At 61.8% G+C, this 23352-nt stretch carries 17 protein-coding genes; 8 read left to right on the forward strand and 9 right to left on the reverse strand.

The window, feature by feature from the left end; translation table 11 throughout:
• Nucleotides 1-35 precede the first annotated feature (35 nt).
• The gene (locus BLS51_RS22015) at nt 36-632 is read right to left on the reverse strand and encodes a LysE family translocator (RefSeq protein WP_090189726.1); all 597 of its coding nucleotides are present in this window, start codon (nt 630-632) and stop codon (nt 36-38) included.
• 101 nt (nt 633-733) lie between these two features.
• Nucleotides 734-1657 (reverse strand): LysR family transcriptional regulator, encoded by a 924-nt coding sequence (locus BLS51_RS22020; protein WP_090189724.1) that lies wholly within the window; start codon nt 1655-1657, stop codon nt 734-736.
• Nucleotides 1658-1754: 97 nt separating this feature from the next.
• On the opposite strand from BLS51_RS22020, the gene BLS51_RS22025 reads away from it, so the two are divergent.
• The 6 genes from BLS51_RS22025 to BLS51_RS22050 are packed head-to-tail and all read left to right on the forward strand — an operon-like array spanning nt 1755 to nt 7991.
• The gene (locus tag BLS51_RS22025; protein ID WP_090189722.1) at nt 1755-2465 is read left to right on the forward strand and encodes an HAD family hydrolase; all 711 of its coding nucleotides are present in this window, start codon (nt 1755-1757) and stop codon (nt 2463-2465) included.
• 23 nt (nt 2466-2488) lie between these two features.
• Nucleotides 2489-3571: an NAD(P)/FAD-dependent oxidoreductase gene (locus tag BLS51_RS22030; protein ID WP_090189720.1), complete on the forward strand. Its 1083-nt coding sequence runs from the start codon at nt 2489-2491 to the stop codon at nt 3569-3571.
• A 7-nt stretch (nt 3572-3578) separates the two neighbouring features.
• Nucleotides 3579-5123 (forward strand): hypothetical protein, encoded by a 1545-nt coding sequence (locus BLS51_RS22035; protein WP_090189718.1) that lies wholly within the window; start codon nt 3579-3581, stop codon nt 5121-5123.
• Nucleotides 5110-5643: a DinB family protein gene (locus BLS51_RS22040; protein ID WP_090189716.1), complete on the forward strand. Its 534-nt coding sequence runs from the start codon at nt 5110-5112 to the stop codon at nt 5641-5643. Before BLS51_RS22035 ends, BLS51_RS22040 begins: the two co-directional genes overlap by 14 nt.
• The gene (locus tag BLS51_RS22045) at nt 5640-6635 is read left to right on the forward strand and encodes a 2-hydroxyacid dehydrogenase (RefSeq protein WP_090189714.1); all 996 of its coding nucleotides are present in this window, start codon (nt 5640-5642) and stop codon (nt 6633-6635) included. The genes BLS51_RS22040 and BLS51_RS22045 overlap by 4 nt, the downstream gene beginning before the upstream one ends.
• Nucleotides 6636-6650: 15 nt before the next feature.
• The gene (locus BLS51_RS22050) at nt 6651-7991 is read left to right on the forward strand and encodes a DUF3422 family protein (RefSeq protein WP_090189712.1); all 1341 of its coding nucleotides are present in this window, start codon (nt 6651-6653) and stop codon (nt 7989-7991) included.
• Here BLS51_RS22050 and BLS51_RS22055 read toward each other — a convergent pair.
• Nucleotides 7981-8814 (reverse strand): alpha/beta hydrolase, encoded by an 834-nt coding sequence (locus tag BLS51_RS22055; protein ID WP_090189710.1) that lies wholly within the window; start codon nt 8812-8814, stop codon nt 7981-7983. The genes BLS51_RS22050 and BLS51_RS22055 overlap by 11 nt on opposite strands.
• Nucleotides 8815-8965: 151 nt before the next feature.
• Here BLS51_RS22055 and BLS51_RS22060 point away from each other — a divergent pair, with 151 nt between their 5' ends.
• Nucleotides 8966-9745, forward strand: a complete 780-nt coding sequence (locus BLS51_RS22060; RefSeq protein ID WP_090189708.1) for an alpha/beta fold hydrolase — start codon at nt 8966-8968, stop codon at nt 9743-9745.
• A complete protein-coding gene (locus tag BLS51_RS22065) occupies nt 9742-10572 on the forward strand; it encodes an alpha/beta hydrolase family protein (protein WP_090189706.1) in 831 nt (276 codons plus the stop codon). The genes BLS51_RS22060 and BLS51_RS22065 overlap by 4 nt, the downstream gene beginning before the upstream one ends.
• 81 nt (nt 10573-10653) lie before the next feature.
• Here BLS51_RS22065 and BLS51_RS22070 read toward each other — a convergent pair whose 3' ends face one another.
• From BLS51_RS22070 to xylF, 6 genes are all read right to left on the reverse strand, one after another.
• The gene (locus BLS51_RS22070; RefSeq protein ID WP_090189704.1) at nt 10654-12978 is read right to left on the reverse strand and encodes a glycoside hydrolase family 95 protein; all 2325 of its coding nucleotides are present in this window, start codon (nt 12976-12978) and stop codon (nt 10654-10656) included.
• Complete coding sequence (locus BLS51_RS22075) at nt 12975-14516, reverse strand: GH39 family glycosyl hydrolase (protein WP_090189702.1); 1542 nt, start codon at nt 14514-14516, stop codon at nt 12975-12977. The genes BLS51_RS22070 and BLS51_RS22075 overlap by 4 nt, the downstream gene beginning before the upstream one ends.
• Nucleotide 14517: 1 nt before the next feature.
• Nucleotides 14518-17391, reverse strand: coding sequence for a glycoside hydrolase family 31 protein (locus BLS51_RS22080; RefSeq protein ID WP_090189701.1), 2874 nt, complete (start codon nt 17389-17391; stop codon nt 14518-14520).
• 14 nt (nt 17392-17405) lie between these two features.
• Complete coding sequence (locus BLS51_RS22085; RefSeq protein ID WP_090189699.1) at nt 17406-19052, reverse strand: GH35 family beta-galactosidase; 1647 nt, start codon at nt 19050-19052, stop codon at nt 17406-17408.
• 22 nt (nt 19053-19074) lie between these two features.
• Complete coding sequence (locus BLS51_RS22090; protein ID WP_090189697.1) at nt 19075-22059, reverse strand: TonB-dependent receptor; 2985 nt, start codon at nt 22057-22059, stop codon at nt 19075-19077.
• A 315-nt stretch (nt 22060-22374) separates the two neighbouring features.
• Nucleotides 22375-23343, reverse strand: a complete 969-nt coding sequence (xylF, locus tag BLS51_RS22095) for a D-xylose ABC transporter substrate-binding protein (RefSeq protein ID WP_373994355.1) — start codon at nt 23341-23343, stop codon at nt 22375-22377.
• Nucleotides 23344-23352: the final 9 nt, after the last annotated feature.

Raw genomic sequence — 23352 nt, forward strand, 5'->3', positions numbered from 1 at the left:
GGGCATTCCTTCAAATCCGGTAAAACGCTATGGTATCAGGCCAGCAGCGGATACAGGGTAGCCACCAGCGCCAGCGCCATCACCAGATTGAAAATACGCACCGAGCGCGGGTCCTGCAACACGCGGCGCATCGCTACACCGAACACCACCCACGAGCCGACGCAGAAAATGCCGATCACCCAGAACACGGTGGCCGGCACCAGCACGTCGGCCACCTCGAAGCCTTGCGGCAGGTAGGTGGTCAGCGCGCTCAGAATCATTACCCATGCCTTGGGATTAATCCACTGGAAGGCTGCCGCGCCCCAGAAGCCCATCGGCTTCGACAGCGCGGCCTGCTCGCCGCTCATCGGCGCCGCGTGCGCCAGCTTCCACGCCAGCCATAGCAGGTAGAGCGCGCCGCCGTATTTGAGGATGGTTTGCAGCATCGGCACCCGCTCGAACACCGCGTGCAGTCCCAGCCCGGTCGCAAACATCATGAAGGCGAAACCGCAGCAGATGCCCAGCAAATGCGGCACCGAGCGTTTGAAGCCGTAATTCAGGCCTGAGGCCAGCATCATGGTGTTGTTCGGGCCGGGTGTGATGGAGCTGACGGTGGCAAAGCCGCACAGTGACAGCAGCAGTTCGGGTGACATGGCGGTATCCGTTTGTTAGGTGTGCTTGCATTGTACGGTCAAGTGTACTGGCATTGACCAGTACACTTATACAAACACTTGCCACCACTGTATAGGTAGTTTTACCTGTACGAGCTTTCCAGTTCGCGCCGCACCAGGTCCTGGCCGTTCTCGATGACGAAGTCCTGGAACGACGCCGCCACCTTGGGAATCGGCTGGTCGGTCAGGTGCATGATCTGCCAGTCCGCCTCCACCTGGTGCTTCAGCGGCAGGATGGCCAACAGGCCGGCCTTGAACTCCAGCGCGCAGGCGTGCTCCGACAGGAAGCCAACACCCAGCCCGGCCGACACCATGCGCTTGATTGCCTCGTTGCTCGATACTTCGGAGCCGAATTCCGCCGGGTGTCCCTCCTCGCGCAGCAGTTTCTCCACCGCCGTGCGCGTGCCCGAGCCGCGTTCGCGCACCAGCAGGTTGGCCGCCATCACATCGTTGAGCGTGATTTTTTTCTTCTTCATCAGCGGATGATTGGGGCTGGCCACGAAGGCCATCGGATGGCGCGCGAAGCGGGCCGCGTTGGTGCGCAATTCGCGCGGCGGCGTGCCCATGATGGCCAGCTCGATCTCGTGCCGCGCCAGCATATTGATGATCTCTGTGCGGTTGCCCACCTGGAGCTTGAGGCGCACGTCCGGCCGTTCCAGCGTGAACGGCACCAGCAATGGCGGCAGCAAGTGCTCGGCCGTGGTCACCGCACCGATGCGCAGCGTGCCGGAGGTGACGCCTTGTAGCGCTGCCAGTTCATCGGTCGCCTGTTCCCACAGGCGCAGGATGCGCTCGGAGAATTCGGCCATCACCTCGCCCGCCGCCGTCAGCTGTATATTGCGTCCGACCTTGCGCGTCAGGGCGATGCCGGCGATGTCCTCCAGCGTGCGGATTTGCAGCGATACCGCTGGCTGCGTGAGGTGCATGGCGTCCGCCGCACGCGAGATGCTCTCGTGCCGCGCGACCAGCACCAGCGATTGCAACTGGCGAAAACTGGCGTGATACATAAGTAATCCTTATTGATTATCCAAAATCTTTAATTTTTCTTTTAGTCATTCTACCTCTATATTTCATACTTATCTGACATCGTTGAGCGAGAATGACATGAGCATAGACGTGATCTTCCTGGGCCTGGACGGCGTACTGTTCGACACCGAGGCGCTGCACCTGGCAGCCTGCAACGCGGCGTTTGCCAATGCCGAACTGTCGATCCGCTGGACTTTGCCGGCGCTGCGCGCAGCCGCCGCCACCCATGGTTACGCCCGCGCCATCGGTTCCGCCGTCGCGGTGCCGCCACTGTCACGCGACAAGCACCGCGTGGCGCAACTGTTCGAAGACAAGCATCAGCAGTTCCATCAAGCCATTCTGACGCGCCCGCCGCAGACGCAGGCCGCCGCACTGGCGCTGATTGAAGACGCCACTGCTGCCGGCTGCAAGGTCTGCATCCTGACCGACCTGCCGGCGCCTGCCACGTCGGCGCTGCTGGAGCGCTACTTCGGCATTGACGTCAACAGCATCTTCAGCGTGGTTGCCGGCGGCGCCAGCTTTGACGGCCCGGCTGGCACCGGCCCGTACGCGCACGCCTTGCACGCCATGGGCGTGGCACCGCAGGACGCGATCGTCATCGACACCGCCGTACCGGCACTGCGCGCTGCCGCCGATGCCGGCCTGTGGACCGTTTCCGTTGCGCCGTACGGCAACGACGTCGTGCGACCACGCCAGTTCATCACCTTCGACGCCCTGCATGAGCTGCAGGCCAGTCCCTACACGCCGGACCAGCAACGCCCTGCGCCAAAGCAGCACCGCGCCGCATAAATCACAACAACGGGGAGACAAACATGGAAACCATCGTCATTGTTGGCGGCGGTGCGGGCGGGCTCGAACTCGCCACCCGCCTCGGCGACACTGTGGGCGTGTCGGGGCACGCCCGTGTCGTGCTGGTCGACCGCTGGCCAGGCCACTTCTGGAAGCCGATGCTGCACACCGTCGCCGCCGGCAGTTGCGATCCGCAGGCCGATGAACTGTCATTCAGCGCCCAGGCGGCCGAGCATGATTTCGAATTCGTCCAGGGCGAGATGCTGTGCATGGACCGCGCCCGGCAAACCATCACCTTGTCGCCACAAGACGGTAGCGACGGCGCCTGCCGCGTGCTGGCCTACGACAAGCTGGTACTGGCGCTGGGCTCCGTCACCAGTTTCTACGGCGTGCCTGGTGCCGCAGAACATGCGCTGACGCTGGACAGCGTGGCCGATGCGGAAGTCTTTCGCCACCGCTTCTTCGCTACCTGTCACCACGCTGGCGCGGCGCCGGTGCATGTGGTGATCGTGGGCGGCGGCGCCACCGGCGTCGAGCTGGCGGCGGAACTCAGCGGCAGCACGCGCGCACTGGCGCTGTTGCAAAACATCCGTATCACGGTCATGGAGCGTGGCGAACGCCTGCTGCCGCAGATGGACGCCATGCAGGCGCAGCGCGCCGAACGCCATCTGCGCTCGCTTGGTGTTGCCGTGCATACCAATACCAGTGTGGCCGCCGTCAGCGCTGGCGCGGTGACGGACGCCTGTGGCCAACAACACCCCGCGCACCTCACCTTGTGGGCGGCTGGCGTCGAAGCGCCGCAGTTGTGCGCTACCCTGGGATTGAGCGCCAACCATCAGAAAAAGATCCTGGTCGACGCCAGCCTGCGCTCGACCAGCGACAGCCGTGTGTACGCGCTGGGCGATTGCGCCAGCTATATCTGCCCGCTCAAGGGCGAGGCGCCGCCGCGCGCACAGGTGGCACACCAGCAGGCGATGTTCCTGGCCGCGCTGCTGGCCGGCGGCAGCGCGAACGCGACGTTCCGCTATCACGATCAGGGTTCGCTGGTGTCGCTTGGACAGCAGGCTGCGGTCGGCTTGTTGACCCGTGCCGCGACCGGCCTATAATAGGGTGATGACAACCATCACCTCCCTGAACCGGACTACCCCCACCACCACTACCCAGGCGGCTGGCGGTCATTACACGTCCACTCCCGGCGCCACCAGCACCGCAGGCAACGGCTCATCCACCCTGGTATCGCTCGGCACTGGCGCCAACGACGCCACGCCGCAAAAGGCACTGGTGTGGGAAAACCGCACCCGCAGCACGTCAGCCATGCTGATGGCGCGAAATTTTAACGACGAGCCATTGTCTGGCCGGTTGAAAGGCCTGGGCAGCGAGCTGCTGAAACAGGTGGCCTACGATGGCGAGGATTTTTCACAGACAGTACAGCAGGCGCCTGGTGGCGTGCAAGCCGATACCTACGACATGCTGGTATCACCGTCGCAGGTGTCGCAGCACGGCATGGGCGATAACCAGATCGGCCTGACCATCACCACCCGCAGCGGCGTGAAGGTGGAATTGAAGCTGGACGCCGGCAACAACAGCATCGCCGTGGAAGCCAAGGCGGACGGCGAATTGAGCGAGGTGGAACGCAAGGCGCTGGGCAAGCTGGCCGAGGCCTTCCAGAATTCGATCGACGGCTTGACCGAAGATCCACCGCGCATGAACCTTGAAGGCCTGACACAGTTCGACACCAACGTGCTGTCGTCGGTGGACCTGAAAGGCGAAATCAAGGTCAATCCGAAAGAAACGCAGCGGCTGGAATTCCACGCAGACAGCAAGCAACGCACGGTGAGCTTCAGCGGCCCGGCGGGCAGCGCCAAGATCGGCGTGGACCTGAGCCAGCCTGCAAGCTGGGGCAACAAGGAGCAGCAGGCCAAGGCGCTCGCCAACTATTTGCAACAGGTGGATGATGCGGGCATGCGTGGCCAGGGCGACGCCACCATGATCAAGATGTTCAAGGACGCGTTCACCGGCATGAATGCCAACTACGGCACGCCGCCGGCCGCAGCGCCAAGCAGCATCTTCCTGACCAAACAGGATCATGCGCTGACCACCGGCCTAGCCGATTTCAACGCATCGTTCTCGCAGACCGAAGTATCGTCGAATCCGGCGCGCGTGACGGAGAAGGACACCTTCTCCTACGAGGTATCGCAAAAGACCAGCATCACCGGTACCTCCCAGCTGGATCGCGGCATCTCGCAACAACAGCAATCGCGCCTGAAGGCCAACTACCACACGCCGGTGAAAGCGGACGCGGTCCTGGCGCTGACGTTGTCGCCGAATTCGCAGAACTACCGCTACGTCACCGTCGACGACTCGGCCAGCGCCAGCACCAGCATCGGCTACGACAAGGGAGCACTGGTCAAGGCATCGATGGAAATGCAGGCCAACCAGTCCACCCGCGTGCTGAAATACACGCTGGGCAAGCTGCAGGAAAACCATACCTCGCCATACAGCAAGGCGATGTCGCGCGACCTGCTGACCACACTGGAGCCGGAACGCAACGGCGGCGAACTGCTGTCCGACGCTGAACGCGACCAAATGCTGGCAAAGCTGAACAACCAGATCTACCTGAAATCCAGCCCGGACGCATTGCCGAATGAGCGCGGTTGAGCACTTCCTCCTGCTGGCCCGGTACAACGCCGACATGAACCAGAATCTCTACAACGCCGCAGCCCAGCTGCCGGCGGAAGAGCTGACGGCCGACCGCAAGGCGTTTTTCGGTTCACTGGCCGGCACGCTGAATCACCTGCTGGCTGGCGACACCATCTGGCTCAAGCGATTCAGCACGCATCCCGCCAGCTTCTCCGCGCTGCAAGCCACGCAGGCGCTGCCACAACCGGGCGGCCTGACGCACTCTTTCGGCAATGAGCTGCCGGTACTGCGCGCCTACCGCGAGCAGCTGGACACCATCATCAGCGCCTTCGTGCCGCAATTGACGGAAGCCGACCTGGCGCACATCTTTGAATACCGCACCACGCTTGGCAACACCTACCGCAAGCAGTTTGGCGCCGTGCTGCTGCACTTCTTCAATCACCAGACCCACCATCGCGGCCAGGCCAGCACGCTGCTGACGCAGGCGGGCGTGGATATCGGCATTACCGACCTGCTTTTATGGGCGCCCGACTTATGAAAATCGCCGTCTACAGCGCGCAGCCCTATGATCGCCGCTTCCTCGACGAAGCGCGCGCCACGCTACCGGGCGTGGAAGCCGTCTATTTCTCCGACCGTCTGGAACTGGACACCGTGCCGCTGGCGCAAGGCTGCACCGCCGTCTGCGTATTCGTCAACGATATCCTGGATGCGCCGGTGCTGGAAGCGCTGCATGCTGCCGGTGTGCGCGCGGTGCTGCTGCGCTGCGCCGGCTTCAACAATGTCGACCTGCACGCCGGCGCACGGCTTGGCCTGTTCATGGCGCGCGTGCCCGCCTACGCGCCGGAAGCCGTCGCCGAACATGCGCTGGCACTGGTGATGACGCTGAACCGCCGCACGCACCGTGCCTATGTGCGCGTCCGCGAAGGCAACTTCGCGCTGGACGGACTGCTGGGCATGACGCTGCATGGCAAGACCGTCGGCATCGTCGGCGCCGGCCAGATCGGCGCATGCGCCGCGCGCATCTTCCATGGCTTGGGCTGCAAGGTACTGGTCAGCGATCCGGCGCCAACGCCGCAACTGAACGGCGTCGCCGAGCGCACCAGCCTCGATGCCGTGCTGGCGCAGTCGGACATCGTCTCGCTGCATTGCCCGCTGATGGACGCCACGCGCCACATGATCAACAGTGACAGCCTGGCAGGCATGAAGCGCGGCGCCATGCTGGTCAACACCTCGCGCGGCGGCTTGATCGACACCGCCGCCGTCATCGATGCGCTGAAGAGTGGCCAGTTGGGCGCCCTCGCCATCGATGTCTATGAGCAGGAAAGCACCCTCTTCTTCCAGGACCACTCCAGCGACATCATCGCTGACGACGTGTTTCAGCGCCTGATGACCTTCCCGAACGTACTGGTGACCGGGCACCAGGGCTTCTTCACAATAGAAGCGATGCGCGAAATCGCTGCCGTCACGTTCGCCAATCTCGCCTGCCACATGCAGGATTCCCCTTGCGCCAACGCGCTACCACACACCTAGTTTTTAAGGAAGTTCATGTCGCTCGCCTATCGCGCCAACGCCGATTTCGCCAAGCTGAATCACCCGATGCGGGTTCCGCTGTCTGCGGAGATCCATTCACGCCCGTTCCTGCAATTGCAGGCGCCGGAAAGCCTGACCCACTTCGCCCTGTACCTGCAACAGGACCAGCCCTCACGCCAAAACCATCGCAGCAGCCAGCACCAGATACTGGAGCAGCTGTGCATGCACTACGGCGTGGCGACCCCGCATCCGCAAGCGCGCTACTTCTTCCATGACTTCGGCCGCTTTCGGCTGAAGTGGGAATGCCATACCGAGTTCGCCACCTACACCTTCGTCGAACGCGGCGAACCTGGCCTGGACTGCCGCGCCTCGTTCGACCGCATGCCGCTACAGCACGTGCCGCAGGAATGGCTGGCCGGCTTGAACGGCAAGATCATCGTCGCCGCCCACGTCCTGCTATGCAAGGCCGATGCGGATGACGCCTCCTTCGCCGAAGGCATACGCGATCTGTTCCAGGGCAAATCGCTGGTTGGCAGCAGCGCCGGCGGCAACGCCGAAGTGTGGACCGACTTCCTGATCCAGCCGGATGGCTTCAGCCGCTTCGTGGTGCGCGACCAGCGCCTTCGCGAATTCCAGTCCGGCCGCCTGGTGGGCCGCCTGCTGGAAATCGAAACCTACCGCATGATGGCCTTGCTTGGCCTGCCGCAAGCCGAAGCCACGCAGCCGGACATGAACAGCATCGAGAACGAACTGGCGGCGCTGACCGCGAAACTGGTCAAGGAGGAAGGCAATGATGACCAGGACCTGCTGAACCAGATCACTGGCCTGGCCGCGCGTGTCGAGAAAATCTCGGTCAACAACAGCTACCGCTTTGCCGCCTCGCAGGCATATTTCAACCTGGTGCAGTCGCGCATCCAGGAATTGCGCGAAGTGCGTATCGAAGGCACGCCGACGCTGGCGGAGTTCATGGGCCGCCGCCTGGCGCCGGCGATGAATACCTGCGTATCGGTGGCGCAGCGGCAGGAGACGCTGGCGCAGCGTATCGCCCGCAGCAATGACTTGCTGCGCACGCGGGTAGGCATCGAACAGGAGCAGCAGAACCGCCGCATCCTGCAATCGCTGGATGCGCGCGCCGCGCAGCAATTGCGCTTGCAGCAGGCGGTGGAAGGCCTGTCGGTCGCCGCCATCTCTTACTACACGCTGGGATTGGTGGGCTACGTCGGCAAGGCGATGAAGGCCGGCAGCGTGCCGGTGAATCCGGACCTGATGACCGGCATCGCCGTGCCGCTGGTGATCGGCGCCGTGTGGCTAGGCTTGCGCCGTCTGCACCACCAGCTCGCGGGTGCTAAGCACTGAAACGGCTGGACAGGAAACTGGCGATGCGTTCCTGCGTCGACTCCAGGTAGGGGATGTTGATGTGGTCGGAATCAGGAATGATTTCGTCCGCATGCAACATGCCCAGTTTCTGCACCAGCAGATCGGTGTGCGAATGCGGCACGATGTCGTCCACCGCCGCACGCAGCACATAGGCCGGCGCCTTGATTTGCTCGGCGTACTTCACCGATTCGAATTTATGCCGCAGCACGTAGTCGATCGGCAGCGCCTTGAATTTGCGTTTGGCCAGCGCCAGGATCGAGTCGTAAGGCGTAATCAGCACGACGGAATTGGCATCACGCTCCATCGCCACTTGCACCGCTACGCCGGAACCCAGGCTGCGGCCGACCACTGCGATGCGTTTCGGGTCGACGTGATGGCGTTCGCTCAGCCAGTCGTACAGCATGCGGCCGTCTTCGACGAAGTGTTCCTCCGCCGGGTCGCCGTGGGAATCGCCATAGCCGCGGTAATTCACCGCCAGCACCGCCATGCCGGGAAACAGCTTGCCGGCGTCACGCGCCACCCAGGAAACTTCTTCCGAGCGGCCACCGAAATATACAACGCCCGGATGCGTGCCGGCCATGCGTGGCGTCATCAGCCAGCCGGACAGGCGCGTGCCGTCTTTGGAGCGGATGACGATGGGGCGCGTGCGATGGCCGGTGCTGTATGGTTTCAGCACCTCGCGCCGGCTCCCCAGTGGATTGAACAGCAACCGTTTCTGGTTGGCCGCCACGGCTGCGGTAAGTCCCATCCACAGTACGCTGACGATGCCCGCCAGGCCGGCCACTTTTTTGGAATTATTCATGACTTCTACTCTACTCTTTTCCTGCTTTTCCGCTGTCAAAAAATAACGGCGGCGTGGTATAGACCACACATGGTAGCAGGTTGACAGCTTTTCAAGGCCGGCGGGGCAAACCGGTATAATCTGCGCTTCGCTTTTTCATGATTTGCCAACAATGAAACCTGCCGTCGTCCTGCTGCATAGCTCCATGAGTTCCAAGTCCCAGTGGTCGTCCCTGAAAGCGCAACTGGCCGACGCTTACCGCTGCATTCCGGTTGACCTGCAAGGCTACGGCGCTTCGCCCTTTCCGGCGGATGCGGGCGACGACTACGTCCATACCTTGGCGCATGAAGTGGATGCCGTGGTGGCGGCGATCGCCTCGGAACTGGAGCCTGGTGAGGCATTCCACCTGATCGGCCATTCCTTTGGCGGCGCCTGCGCGCTGCACATGGCGCGCCGCATGCCTCAACGCGTGCTGTCGCTGACGCTGTTTGAGCCGGTGGCGTTCCATCTGCTGCCGGAAACGCATCCGGCCAAAGCCGAAATCGTGGATGTGGTGGGCCGTATCACATCCAGCGCCAGCGACCGTGACGCCACCCGTATCTTCATCGATTACTGGAACCGCGCCGGCGCCTTCGACGATGCGCCGCACGCAGCGCAAGAAAAAATGGTGGCGCAAATCGCCAAGGTCAAGCTGGACTTCCAGGCGCTGCTGGGCGAACAGGCGACCCTGGATGATTTGTCCATGTTGACCATGCCGGCGCTGGTGATGGCTGGGGAGCGCAGCCCTGCTTCTACCCGTCTACTGGTGGAGCAGTTGGGTGTGTCGCTGCCCAGCGCCACCGCATCGAAGCTGCGCACCGCGCACATGGGACCGATCACGCACGGCGACATCGTCAATCCGGCCATCGCCGGCTTCCTCAGCGGCGCCGAAGTGGCCGCCGAACAGCAATGAAGCGCGCGCTCGTTGCCGTGGCCATCAGCGCCCTTTCCATGCTGGCGCAAGCCGGTGAACAGAATGTGCGCATCGCGCCGGATGTCCATGGCGCCTGGGTGACGCCGGACGGTGCGTGGGACGGCCGCACTGTGCTGTTCCTGCACGGCTTTGCCGACGACATGAATGGCGCCGGCGATTTGAGCAAGCGCATGTCGGCGCGGCTGGCGCAGATGGGTATTGCTTCGCTGCGTGTGAACTTCCGTGGCGAGGGTGATCGCCAGCGCAGCAATATCGCGTCGACGCTGGATACGCGCATTGCGGACACCGAGGCGGCATATGCGTTTCTGCTGAAGCAGCCGGGCGCGCAGCCTGCACGCAGCGCGGTGCTGGGCTGGAGTCTTGGCGCCACCACGGCGATCGTCACTGCTGCGCGTCATCCGCAATGGTTTCGCAGCATGGTGTTGTGGTCTTCGCCAAGCGGCGATCAGTGGAAGCAGATGACGTCTTCGCCGGTGGCGCAACAGGCGTTACGCGATGGTGTGGCGACGGATGTGGTGCCGGGCTGGAAGAGCATCACCACCAGGCGTGAGTTTTACGAGAGCTTCCGTGGTGTAGATCTGGATCGGTCGCTGGCGACGTATCCCGGCGCATTCCTGACGATACGCGGCAGCGCCGACTTTCTACCGCAGCGCGATGCGCAGCTGGTGCAGATCGCGCCAGGCAAGCCGGCGGAGGCAGCCTTGATCGGTGGGGCGGACCACATCTTCAACGTCTTCGCTCCCGACAGCAGCGCCGCCCAGCGCGTCATCGACCTCACCGCCGACTGGCTGCAACGCACGCTCTGACGCGCCTCGCGCGACACGGGCAGGCAAACTGCTAGCGCGAGCGCTAACCGCCTCTCGGCGCGCGCGCGAGCCGGATGAGCGTTACAGGCCGCCGCCAAGCCGCCTGCTTTCGCCTGCGCGCAGATTCAGCGGCACGACGTTGTCGCCATAGCGCACCTTGCCCGCGCCCTCGCCTGCCGTGCGGCGTATGGTGGCGGATATCAGCTTGCCGTTGGCCCAGGCGAGATCCACTTCATAACCGCCACGCGCACGCAGTCCCTTGACCGATCCTGATGGCCAGGCAGACGGCAACGCTGGCAGCAAGTGGATTTCCCCTGTCTGCGATTGCAGCAGCATCTCGCAGATGGCGGCGGTGGCGCCAAAGTTACCGTCGATCTGGAACGGCGGGTGCGCATCAAACATATTCGGATAGGTGCCGCCGGCGTTATTGGATTCCGTGCCCTGGCTGCTCTGCTGTGCTGCCCGCGCGCCTGGCTTGGCCAACTGGCCGCGCAGCATCTTGTGCGCGTGATCGCCGTCCAGCAGGCGCGCCCAGTAGGCAGTCTTCCATGCCATCGACCAGCCAGTGCCAGCATCCCCGCGCGCAGCCAGCGATTTGCGTGCCGCAGCGGCCAATGCCGGCGTTTGCGTCGGCGAGATCTGCCGGCCGGGGAATAGCCCGAACAGATGCGAGACATGGCGGTGCGTGTCGTCCGGCGTGTCCAGCACCTTGTCCTTCTTCTCCTCCATCCACTCCAGCAACTGGCACCAGCTGCCGATGCCTGGCGTGGCCAGCTTGTCGCGCAAGGCGGCGACGTGGTTGCGGTACTGCGTATCGCCCAATACGCCGGCAGCTTCCACTGTGTTGTTGAACAAGTCCCAGATGATTTCCTGGTCGTAGCTGACGCCATCTTCAATCGGTCCATGTTCAGGTGACCATCCCAGCGGCGCGACCAGGCGGCCATCGGGCAGTTCCTTCAGATAGTCCTCCCAGAAGGCGACCGCTTCCTGCATCATCGGGTACGCGATGGTGCGCAGGAAGGCTTTGTCTTGCGTGTAGGCGTAGTGTTCCCAGAAGTGCTGCATGTACCAGGCGTTGCCGGTTTTGTTCCACACGTAGCCCATGGCGCCGAAAGGATTCGACTCCGTGCGCACGGTCCAGCCGCGAACTGGCTTGCCGGATTTGCTGACGAAGGTTTCTTCGCGCTGCACCGCTTCGCCGCTGAGGTCCGGCTGTGACATCTGCACCGAGGATGGGTCGGCGATGGCCTTGGCGGCGGTGTCGGTGATCAGCTTTCGGTAGACTGGTGCGACGCCTTGCACGAAGTCCAAGAATGGCTTGTGGTGTTCGGAGAGATTGGCCGGTTCGGCTGGCCAGTAGTTCATCTGGATGTTGATGTTGGTGTGGTAGTCCGAGTTCCACGGCGGCGTGAGGCTGTTGTTCCACAGGCCTTGCAGGTTGGCTGGCAACGAGCCGCGCGAACTGGAGATCAGCAGGTAGCGGCCGAATTGGAAGAACTGTGCTTCCAGCTCGGGATCGTTGCCCTCGGCGGTATAAGCCTCGATACGTCGATCAGTCGTCAGCGCACGACGCGCAGCCGGCGCCGCACCAAAGTCGACAGCTACCCGTCCGAACTGCGCCGCATAGTCACGCTGATGCGCGGCCAGCAGCGCACTCCACGACTGCGACGCGGAGGTGACTTGCGACGCGACACGCGGCAGCGGCGCTTCCCCCTGGAAGCGGCGGGAGGTGTCATTAACGTAGCTGGTGCCGGCGCCGATAATCAGCGTGATGGCGTCGCTACCAGAAAAGCTGATCTTGTTGCCGTCCACGGCCAGCTTGCCGCCCTCGTTCAGCACCCTCACCTGGCTGGCGTAATCCATCACATTGGTGGACGGCTGCTGCCCCTTGCCATGCAGCGTGCCAACAGCGGTGATCTGCCCATCCTGCGCGGTAATCCTGGCATCGTGCATATCGGTCAGCTCGATGGAGCCAGTGTACTGCCCACGCTTGCTGGCAGTCAGCCTAACAGCAATCACCTGCGCCGGATAACTGGCCAACGCCTCGCGCCTGAATTCAACGCCTTTGTGCACATACCGGACGCTATGCAGGCTGCGGCCAATATCCAGCTGCCGCGCATATCCGCTCGCCTGATCGTGCCCAGGCAGATTGATGTAGACGTCGCCAAACGGTTGATACGCCCCCATCGCCTTGTCATCACCAGTCCACAGCGTAATGTCATTGAACTGCAAACGCTCACGCGCCAGCTGCCCGAAGATCATCGCACCGATGCGCCCATTGCCAATCGGGAGCGCCTCCTTCTCCCAGCCCGCCGCCGTATCCGGCGCCGGCTGGGCATAGCGCAACGTCATGTCCGGCGCGGCCGCCGCGTTGGCAGCCACCAGGACCAAAGCAATCAACTTCATTGAGGATTAATCTTGATCAGCACAACATCGTTGACGCGCATCTTCACCTTGACACTGGCCACACCGGAAGCCGGCACCTTCACCGTACTGGTCTGCGGAAGATCGGTGGTCAACGCCTGCAAGCGCTCCAGCTGACGCGGCGACAAGGTCTTCGGCGAACCCAATTTCAGATAAGCGGTGTGCGCATCATTCGCCTCGAAGCCGGTGCGATACACCTTGACCGAATACGCACCAGGCTTCAAACCCTTCAGATCAATGCTGATCGGCGCACTGTCGCGCGTCGGCTGCACCGTCGTGAAGAAACCGCGATTGCTGCGGCCCTGCTTCGGTGTCTGGAAATCCCAGGCCAGCACCTGCACGCCCCGGCCATCCTTCGCTGCATAGCTCTGCGCATCGGCATTTTTCAGCGCCGTATCACCCAGCTGGTTCAGATACTTGTACGCAAACCACGCCGGCTTGCGCACACCCTGCGGATTCATCAAGCCAAAGCCGCCTTCGAACGGCGCCGTCGGCGGTCCAGGCTCCTCGAACAGATCGCTGTAAGTCCAGTAGCTCATGCCCTGCACCAGACCTTCAGTCGCTTTCAGCTTGCTCAGGATGTACGGCGCACTCATATACGAATCATGCACCGGATCGCGCGGCGTATAGCTGGTGCTCCACTCGGTGAAGTACAGCGGCATGTCGGGATGGCCAGCGTCCACCATCTCCTTGCGCACCTTGCGCACATCGCCGACAACCGCATCTGGCGATGGCGACAGCTTGGTATCGTCCTTGCCATGTTCGTCGAGGAAGCCGCCATCCACGCCATAAGTATGCGTGGTGACGAAGTCCACCACCGAACCCGATTGCTTTGCATGCGCCAGGAACTCGGGCACCCATGCCGCGCCAGCCGTCGACGGCCCGCCAACACGCAGCGCCGGATCGATCGCCTTGATGGTGCGCGACGTAATGTCGAACAGCTCGAAGTACACCTTCTGGTCCGCCTTCTCCCAGAAGCCGTCCAGGTTAGGTTCATTCCACACCTCGAAGAACCAGGTGCGCACCTCCTCCTTGCCGTAGCGCTCCTGCATGTGACGCACAAACGCATCGATCAGGCCAGCCCATTTCTTCGGATCGGGATGCGAAGTATTCCCTTTCCAATAGAAGATGCTCAAGTCGGAACTGCGCATCGCCAGCGGCGTAAAGCCCAATTCCACGAAAGGCTTGACGCCCATCTTGAGCAAACGGTCATACAGGTAATCGATCTTGGTCCAGTCGTACACCGGCTTGCCATCCACCTCCTTGTACGTGCCCAGCACATCATGGAAGATAGCGTGAAAGCGGATGTAGCGGAATCCCAGCTCGTCCTTCGCAATTTTCAGCTGCGCCAGGCTGTCGTCGCGTATCAGCGTGCCCGGATAATCCGAGCCCACCGATAAATCAGCGAAGCGGTCGCGCGGCGTTCCGGCGGAGGCGGCGTCGATGGCGATGTGGCGCACATCAGCAGCGCTGGCCGATGCGGCCAGCGCGAACAAAACAACTGCGGTCAAAGTCTTCATATCAGCGTTTCACAGTAACAGCCTTGCCCTCGTAGCTGACCACCTTGTCGGCTACGTCGAAGTTATCGGTGCTCGAAACGCCAGGTTTGATGAAACGTACCTTGAACTGGCGCTTCGCCACCATGCCCTTGTACTGGCCGGAGCGATCGCCGATGGTGACCACGCCGGTCCTGTCATTGTAGCTGAACGGGATGCGGCTGGCCTCACCACGCAGATAGGCATTGCTGACGCCATCATCCTCGTACAGCGTGAAGCGGCCATCGGCGCCGGTGTACACATACAGCGTGATCGGCGCATCCGGCTTCTCATCCACATACTGCGTCAGCGGGCCGACCGGCAGAATGGCGCCGGCTTTCACCAGCACCGGCATGCGCGTTTCCGGCGCCTTGATGGTCGCCGTGGTGCCGCCCTTGTGCACTTCGCCGGTGTAGAAATTGTACCAATCCGCGCCCTTCGGCATGTACACGCTGCGCTCACGCGCGCCGTACACATACACCGGCGCCACCAGCATACTGCGGCCGAACAGATACTGATCGTTGATATTCTTCACCGCATCATCGTTCGGGAAGTCCATCACCAGGCCGCGCATGATGGAGCCCGACTCGTAGTGGGTCTCGGCGGCGGTCGAATAAATGTATGGCATCAGACGATAGCGCAGCTGGTCGTACCACACCATCGATGCGCGCATCGGCGAACCTTCCGGCGAAATCTCATGGATCTCGCGCTTCACCACTTCACCGTGGGAGCGGAACAGCGGCGAGAACGCGCCAAACTGGAACCAGCGCAGATTCAGCTCGCGCCATTCCTTGAGATCCTCCGGATTACCCTGCTGGATGCCGGTGCTGCGGTTCTCCTGCGCCGAACCGACTTCGCCGACCTGGAAGCGCGTCTCCTGCGCATAGCCGCCGATATCGTGCGTCCAGTTAGGGATGCCGGACATCGACATGCTGACGCCCGCCGAAATCTGATCGAACAGATTATTCCAGCGGCTGGCCGTATCGCCACTCCACAGCGCGGTGCCGTTACGCTGGATGCCAGCGAAGCCGGAGCGCGACAGGATGAACTGGCGCTTTTCAGGCTGGTCCGCCTTCAGGTGATTGTAGAAGCCTTCCGTATGCACCAGGCTATACGGATTGAAGGTGATCTCGCCGCCGCCATACACGGTTGGGCCGATCAGCTTCTTGAAGTCCGCCGGACGGGTGTTCGACAGCACATCAGGCTCGGTGTTATCCATCCACCAGGCGTCGAAGCCCAGGTCCACCAGCTTGCCCTTCATCTGGCGATAGTAGATATCGCGCGCTTCCTTGGTGTACGGATCGTAGTGGCTGTTCTTGTAGCCAGGGCCAACCCAATCCAGGTCGCCGTTCTCGACGTTCTTGGTCCACATATAGCCCTTGGACGCCAGCTCCTTGTAGTTGTCGGTGTTGGCGTAGAACTTGCCCCAGATCGAAATCATGATGCGCGCATTGGCCTTGTGGACTTCGTCCACCATGGCTTTCGCGTTCGGGAAGCGTGCCTTGTCGAAGTCATGCGAGCCCCAGCCATCCTGCGGCCAGTAGAACCAGTCCTGCACCATGTTATCGACCGGCCATCCCTGCTTGCGGTACTCGCGCAGCACGCCCAGCAGCTGCTCCTGCGTCTCGTAGCGCTGGCGCGATTGCCAGAAGCCGTAAGCCCATTTCGGCATCATCGGCGCCTGGCCAGTCAAGTGGCGATAACCGGCGATGACGTTGTCGATGTTTTCGCCGCTGACCACGTAATAGTTGATGCTCTGCGCGACCTCCGACGAGAAGGTCAGCGAATGACGTTCGTCCTTCGGCAGCGGATCATTATGCGTGATCGCCACCATGCCGCCGCTCGGCTTCCACTCCAGGTGCAGCTTGACCGGCTTGTTGGCTTCAAACTTCACTTCGAAGTTGTGATACCACGGGTTCCATCCCTGGCGCCACACGTCCATCACTTCCTTGCCGTCGACGGTCAGCTTGGCGTAGTCCGACGAGTACAGCTGCATCTTGTGCACGCCCGGCTTGTCGGACGCCATCGTGCCTTCCCACACCACCTTCAGGTTGGCGGCCTTTGGGTCGCCGGCTTCCTTCGGCCAGTTCTCCGCCACGTCCTTCAGGTACTGGTAGGCGATGTCCTTTTCCTGGCGCGTGAACACCAGCTTGTCGCCAACGTAATAGCGCGCGGTCAGGCCGCCGGCCTTGCCTTCGGCATCGGTCAGCTTCAGGTCGCGGCTCAGCCACGCATACGGCTTGCTGTCACCGAAGCGCGAGATCGCATTGTTATCCCACAGGACGCCGTAGTTTTTATCAGACACCACAAACGGCACGGCAATCGCCATATTGTGCTGCATCAGCAGCACGTCTTCGCCGTTCAGATTCATCTGGTGATTCTGATGCTGGCCCAGGCCGTAGAAAGCGTCCTTGGTACCGTAGTTGAAGCCCTGCTTCACCGCCAGGAAGGGCTTGCCGTCGATATCGACCGGCGCCATGCTCTCCGCCTGCTGCGTCAGGAAGGCCTTGCCGGCAGCGTTAAAGAACTGCACCTGGCCGGTGGCCAGCGACACCGCCACCGAAATCTTCTTCGCCTTCAGCGTGACCTTGTCCTTGCCGGACGCGCTGACGCTGAAGTTACCGCTAACAGGAGCGGCCACGGTCATCAGCGATGGGTTCAGCGGCTTGCCCGCTTTATCCAGCTTCACCACGTGGATGATGTTATCGGCCATGACGTCCAGCCGCACTTCCTGTGCGGCGCCGCTGTCAGGCTTGACCACCACGCCGGTGCTGGTCTTTTCAAATGTGCCGGCCACGGACTGGCCGGCGGCGATCACGGCGAGGCACGACGCCGCGTGAGCGATGGTTTTAATACGCATATTGTCTCCGAATTTTAGTAAGTGCCAACCTTCACCTTCAACACCACCGGGTTGCCGGTCAGGTTGAGGCCATAATCAGTCTGGTCGCCATTCCAGTTACGCTCCATGATCCACTTGCCGGAAGCGTCGTAGCGGCCCTCCTCCACGCGTGCCCACATGGTCGGCTTGCCTTGCGCCTCATCGATCTTCACACGCGCGCGCTGGCCGATGATGATGAATTCATTGTCGCTGATCTGGGCGATCGACACACCGCCGTTCGGGATCTCGGTCCCTGCCGGCACGTCCTTGACGTTCTTGAAGTATTCACGCTCGCCGAACTGCCACTCGCGGAACGAGATGGTAGCCTTCCAGCCTTTCATGTCCACGGTTTGCGGCTGGCGATCGTCGCCTTCGGCGATGCCGTAGGTACGGCCCTCAAACGCCCACTTGGCCCATTGGCGTTCCATCGGACGGAAGGCAGCGTAGATTTTTCCGAACGGTTCCACCATGGTCTTGTCGACCGCCTTGTGACCGAGCGGGAAATTGCTGTAGTCGGCATAGTCGATGCCGAACGGCGAGAAGCCGATCGCGCCCTTGCCCAGCACCAGATAGGTGTAGCGCACATATTCGGCGGCGTTGCTCATCTCCGGCACCATCAGCGGATTATCCGGGCGCTGGAAGTGCTTCAGCGACGCGTTGAACTTCTTCCAGTCAGGGCCATAGATATCCGGGCCGGCGAAATCGATATGCGGCGCGGCGGCGCGGTAGATGTCGATCACGTCATAGGTCGGGCCACCGCTGGCGAAGTTTTCCTTCCATGGCTTGACCGGATCTTCCAGCGAATCGCGCTGCGAGTTATTGACGAACATCGGCAGGTTGTAGACGGCGCGGCCGGCCTTGGCGATTTCCTCGATATAGCTGGCGATGGAGTACGCGTGGAAGTATTCATCGGCGTAGTCGCCGTACACCTGTTTCCAGGTACCGCTCTTCGCCAGGGACACCGGCGATTTTTTATAGTCCAGCACCGCCTGCGGTACTGGCTTGTTGAACAGCGCTTCAGCCTTGGGTGCGAAGTCGCGCGCAAAGCCGTAGGTGCCGACTTCATTCTCGACCTGCACCATGATGACCGTGCGCTGCGCTTCGTCTATCTTTTTGATGTGGCTCATCAGCGCCACGAAAGCCTTCTTGTCTGCCTTCAGCGTCTCTTCGCCTTGCGGCGACAGGCAGTAGGTGATCTTGCCGTTCTTGTCCAGCATGCGCGGGAAGCGCGTGTTGTTGAACTTGACCCACTCCGGCGTGTAGCTTGGGCCGGTGTTCTTCCAGGTACCGAACCACAGCAGCACCAGTTTCACCTTGTTCTTGCGGGCCTCAGCCACCAGCGTGTCGACGTAGCTGAAATCGAACTTGCCTTCCACCGGCTCGATCTGCTCCCAGGCCACCGGGATTTCGAGCGTATTGGCATGCATGTCCTTGATCGCCGCCCAGACCTTGTTCAGGGCCAGCGGATAGTTACTGGAATTCTGCGCCTGCCCGCCGAGAACGACGAAGGGCGCGCCGTCCACCATCAAGGCGAACCGGCCATCCTTCTTGACGATCTGCGGGAGGTCGGAGGCGGCCGCCGCGCCAGCTGCGGCCATCAAAAAACTGAGGGAAAGAACAAGCTGGCGGGCGGATTGCTTCATCTGTTAAAAGCCTTTCGTTAGATTAGAAGTCGTAACTCAGTTTTGCCACCACGCGGCGGCCCGTCTTGAACCATGCACGGCCCATCATACCGATATTTTGCTGCATCAACTGCTTATAAGTCGCATCGGTCAGGTTTTGTGCTTCCAGGCCCAGCTGGATCTTGTCGCTGAACTTGTAGAAGAACGACGCGTCCAGCTGACCGTAGGCGTCCGACCAGGTCGGCAGCGCCCAGGCGACGTTGGTCTGGCCGTATGTCGGGCTGGCGGGATTGCTGTCCGTGGCGTCGCCACCGTTGGTGCCGTTGACGTTCACCGCTTGCAGCGACTTCGAACGCCAGTTGTACGCCAGACGGGCCGATATCGGACCTTTGTCGTACAGCAGCGCCAGGTTGTACGACTGGCGCGACAGGCCTTCCAGCGGCAGGTTGCCGAAGGTCGTGCCATCGGTGTCGCAACCGTTCAGGTTCAGATTCAGGTTGGCCGCGCCACTGCTGCCGGTGCAGTATTTCGAGTAGACCGAGTTATACAGTTTGCGCTCGCTGTCCACGAAAGTGAAGTTGGCTTGCACGCCGAGGCCGGACCAGGCGCCAGGCAGCGAATCGAAGTACTGCTGGTAAGCCAGCTCGATGCCACGCGCGTGACCACGGGCGCCGTTGATCGGGCCGGTGACCGTGAAGTCCTGCATGCGGCCGGTGCTGTCAGGCAGCTGGTAGTTGTACACCTGCTTGACGATGACGTCTTTCAGCCGCTTGTTGAAGATCGCTGCGGTGAACGAGCCGGTCGGCGCGAAGTACCACTCCATGGTCAGGTCGATCTGCTTGGAAGTGGTCGGGCGCAGCATCGGATTGCCTTCGCCAGTGCCGTTATGGGTCACGCTGTTGACCGTGGTGACGCCATTGATGGTGGTGGTGTCGGCCGACTGCGACAGCGAGGTGTAGCCTTGCAGCTGCGAGAAGTCGGGACGCGACAGCGCCGAGGCGGCAGCGAAGCGGAACTGCAGCGTGTCGCTGGCCTTCAGGCGCAGGTTCAGACTAGGCAGGAAATTGTGGTAGCTGTTGTCGTAGTCCTGCGACTTCGCGAACGGCGCGATCGACGGAATCGGCACGCCTTGCAGGTTGTTGCCGGTCGGTGCAGTCGAGTTGAACACCGTGTAGCCGAACGCGGTCGAATCGGTCTTCACATAGCGCAAGCCGACATTGCCATCCACCGGATACTTGAGGTTATCCCAGCCGAAGCGCAACTGGCCATACAGTGCCTTGGTTTTCTCGGTCTGGCGGTTGGTGCCCAGGGGATCGGTGCCGAAGGTGGCAGGCGCCCATGGCGCGCAGGTGGAATCCGGCTTGCACAGCATCTCGTAATACTTGTGCAGCTGAGCATAGGTATCCGGGAAGCCCTGCGCCAGCGAGACATTCGGGAACACCACCGCCGGCACGGAGACGCCGCCGTTGAAGAAGTTATCGAAGCTGTGCAGGCTGACATTGCCGGCGAAGCGCGGATCGCCCAGGTAAGCCAGACCGGTGATCTCACCCTGCCATGGCTGGGTGATGGCGGCCCAGTGGTAGCTTGGATTGGAATTGGTGGTGACGGCTTCGCGGTCGGTCAGGCGCACGCCGAAACGCACGTCACGCAGCACCGGATTATCGAAGTCGTATTTGACGTCGGTTTTCCACGCCTTTTCATCGGCCTTGCTGCGGTCCAGATGTTCCTGGGTGAAGGCCCAGTAGTAGTTGTTCGGGTTCGCCAGGTAGGCGCGGTCGGCATCATCGAAGATAATCTTCGGCACGTTGCCGGTCAGGTCCAGCTTCTCCTTCGGCATCTGGATGCCGGTAGCCACGGTGGAGTCGAGATTGCCGGTCTTGGCCTTGATGTATTGCAGGTCAGTGGTGACGGTCCAGTTGTCACGGCGCCAGCGCAGGTTCCACGATACGTCGGTGGTATCGGACTTGCGGTTCGAGGTGCGGGTGTCGTCGCCGAAATTGATGCCGGCGCCGGTGGAGTCGGTCAGCGTGCCGGTCAGCAGCTGGCCGTTGGCGCCAAACGTAGCGTCCGGCGAGACGCGGATGTTGTAAGGGCTGGACTGGGCAAAGATCGCCTGCTCGTCCCACTGCATCTCATACTTCGATTTGAAGTAGGTCAGGCTGCTGGACCACTCCTCATTCTTCCATTGCAGCGCGCCGTAAGCGCCTTCGCGCTTGCGGTTGAATTCCAGCGTGCGCCATTGCGCGCCCTTCGGCACGAAGACGGTTTTACCGGAAGCGTCTTTCAGCGGGTAGTAAGGCTCGACCTGGAAGGCATCGGTACGGGTGCCGCTTTCCGAGTAGGCCAGGTCCAGCAAGGCGCCGATTTCGCCAACCGGGGTTTTCCATCGGTTCGATACCAGGCCCGAAGCCGACGGCGAAGTCTTGCCGCGCTTGAGCTCCGACCAGGTGCGGTCCGCCGATACCGAGGCCTTGAAACCCTTGTAGTCGAACGGCATGGCGGTGCGCAGGTTGACCAGGCCACCGATGGCGCCCTCGATCTGCTCCGCCGATGGATTCTTGTAGATATCGACGCCGGCCACCAGCTCTGGCGGCACGTCCTCGAAATTCAGCGAACGGCCACCGTTGGCCGAGAACGAGTCGCGGCCATTCAGCTCCGAACGCACATAGCTCAAGCCGCGGATCGACACGCTGGAACCTTCCACCGAAAAGTGCTCCGGGTCGCCCTTGGACATGGTGCGGTCGATGGTGACGCCGACCACGCGTTGCAGCACCTCGGTCACCGAACGGTCGGGCAGCTTGCCCATGTCTTCGGCGACGATGGAGTCAACGATTTCGTCGGAATTCTGCTTGATCTTCTGCGCCGATTGCAGTGCCGCGCGCTGGCCGGTGACGATCACTGCCACCGGTTCGGCTGCGGGCGTGCCGGTCGTCTGGGTGGCTTCAGTCTGGGCGACAGCAGCGCCGCTCAGCATCATCGTCATCTGGGCCAGGCCCAGCGCGATGGCCGTTTTTTTCAAATGCTTCATTACGCTCTCCAAAGTTATACGATTCCTGATAGCTCTTTGGCTATTCATTATTGTCGCTGTCTGTGGGGGTATTACGGAAACGCGGGATGAGTTATCCCACCGGCGCTAAAAAGCGCGGAATTCTGGTCGTCATTGATATCGTCTCGCTCGTCGTATATTTTTTGTCGCGGCGGGCTGATGGCGGTTTGCCACTGCGCGCGAATTTGAATCATTGTGCGTTTTACGACAGCGGCTCGCAATTGCGAAATTCACCAATCACGCGAATGATTATGAGCAATCGACGGAGAACGGGGCCGCATGGCCCCGTTGAATTGCTTACTTGCCCGCGAGCTGGGCCTGAGTGTAGAAGCCGTCCTTCACCACCAGGTCCACATTGGCCTTGGTCAGTGCGATCGGTTTGAGGAATACCGAATCAACCTCTTTGAAGCCGTTGTTATATTTCGCGTTGAACGCCGGCTTCTGGTTGCGCACCAGCTGCACCGACAGCTTGGCCGCTTCCGAGGCGATCAGCTTCAGCGGCTTGTAGACGGTCAGCGTCTGCGTGCCGGCGATGACGCGCTTGACGGCGGCCAGGTCCGAGTCCTGCCCCGACACGGCCACCTTGCCATCCAGCTTCTGCGAAGCCAGCGCCTGAATGGCGCCGCCGGCGGTGGCGTCGTTCGACGCCACCACGGCGTCGATCTTGTTGCCGTTGGCGGTCAGCGCATTCTCGACGATGGACATGGCTTCCGATGGGCTCCAGTCCTTCACCCACTGCTTGCCCACCACCTTGATGTCGCCCTTGTCGATCAGCGGCTGCAGCACCTTCAGTTGGCCATCACGCAGCATCTTGGCGTTGCTGTCTGTCGGTGCGCCGCCCAGCAGGTAGAAGTTCCCCTTCGGCTTGGCCGCCAGCACGCCTTGCGCCTGCAACTGGCCAACCATATTGTTATCGAAGGAGATGTAGGCGTCGATATCGGCGTTGAGGATCAGGCGGTCGTAGGAGATCACCTTGATCTTGGCCTTCTTTGCCTCGCGCACCGCGTTGGTCAGCACCGTGGCGTTGTACGGCACGATCACCAGCACATCCACGCCGCGCGAGATCAGGTTCTCGATCTGCGCGATCTGGCGCTGCTCGCTGGCGTCGGCCGACTGCACGAATACCTTGGCGCCTTGCGCCTCGGCGGCGGCGACGAAGTAATCGCGGTCGCGCGCCCAGCGTTCCAGCCGCAAGTCATCGATCGAGAAACCGATCTTCGGATTCTTGGCATCGGCCATGGCGTTGCCGCCAGCGAAAGCCATCATGACGGCGAT

The organism is Duganella sp. OV510, assembly GCF_900100205.1.
Lineage (GTDB): Bacteria > Pseudomonadota > Gammaproteobacteria > Burkholderiales > Burkholderiaceae_D > Rugamonas.

Excerpts from the sequence above, each read along its gene's own strand:
- BLS51_RS22015 (WP_090189726.1), bottom strand. The coding sequence starts at position 632 with ATGTCACCCGAACTGCTGCTGTCACTGTGCGGCTTTGCCACCGTCAGC.
- BLS51_RS22020 (WP_090189724.1), bottom strand. The coding sequence starts at position 1,657 with ATGTATCACGCCAGTTTTCGCCAGTTGCAATCGCTGGTGCTGGTCGCG.
- BLS51_RS22025 (WP_090189722.1), top strand. The coding sequence starts at position 1,755 with ATGAGCATAGACGTGATCTTCCTGGGCCTGGACGGCGTACTGTTCGAC.
- BLS51_RS22030 (WP_090189720.1), top strand. The coding sequence starts at position 2,489 with ATGGAAACCATCGTCATTGTTGGCGGCGGTGCGGGCGGGCTCGAACTC.
- BLS51_RS22035 (WP_090189718.1), top strand. The coding sequence starts at position 3,579 with ATGACAACCATCACCTCCCTGAACCGGACTACCCCCACCACCACTACC.
- BLS51_RS22040 (WP_090189716.1), top strand. The coding sequence starts at position 5,110 with ATGAGCGCGGTTGAGCACTTCCTCCTGCTGGCCCGGTACAACGCCGAC.
- BLS51_RS22045 (WP_090189714.1), top strand. The coding sequence starts at position 5,640 with ATGAAAATCGCCGTCTACAGCGCGCAGCCCTATGATCGCCGCTTCCTC.
- BLS51_RS22050 (WP_090189712.1), top strand. The coding sequence starts at position 6,651 with ATGTCGCTCGCCTATCGCGCCAACGCCGATTTCGCCAAGCTGAATCAC.
- BLS51_RS22055 (WP_090189710.1), bottom strand. The coding sequence starts at position 8,814 with ATGAATAATTCCAAAAAAGTGGCCGGCCTGGCGGGCATCGTCAGCGTA.
- BLS51_RS22060 (WP_090189708.1), top strand. The coding sequence starts at position 8,966 with ATGAAACCTGCCGTCGTCCTGCTGCATAGCTCCATGAGTTCCAAGTCC.
- BLS51_RS22065 (WP_090189706.1), top strand. The coding sequence starts at position 9,742 with ATGAAGCGCGCGCTCGTTGCCGTGGCCATCAGCGCCCTTTCCATGCTG.
- BLS51_RS22070 (WP_090189704.1), bottom strand. The coding sequence starts at position 12,978 with ATGAAGTTGATTGCTTTGGTCCTGGTGGCTGCCAACGCGGCGGCCGCG.
- BLS51_RS22075 (WP_090189702.1), bottom strand. The coding sequence starts at position 14,516 with ATGAAGACTTTGACCGCAGTTGTTTTGTTCGCGCTGGCCGCATCGGCC.
- BLS51_RS22080 (WP_090189701.1), bottom strand. The coding sequence starts at position 17,391 with ATGCGTATTAAAACCATCGCTCACGCGGCGTCGTGCCTCGCCGTGATC.
- BLS51_RS22085 (WP_090189699.1), bottom strand. The coding sequence starts at position 19,052 with ATGAAGCAATCCGCCCGCCAGCTTGTTCTTTCCCTCAGTTTTTTGATG.
- BLS51_RS22090 (WP_090189697.1), bottom strand. The coding sequence starts at position 22,059 with ATGAAGCATTTGAAAAAAACGGCCATCGCGCTGGGCCTGGCCCAGATG.
- xylF (WP_373994355.1), bottom strand. The coding sequence starts at position 23,343 with ATGATGGCTTTCGCTGGCGGCAACGCCATGGCCGATGCCAAGAATCCG.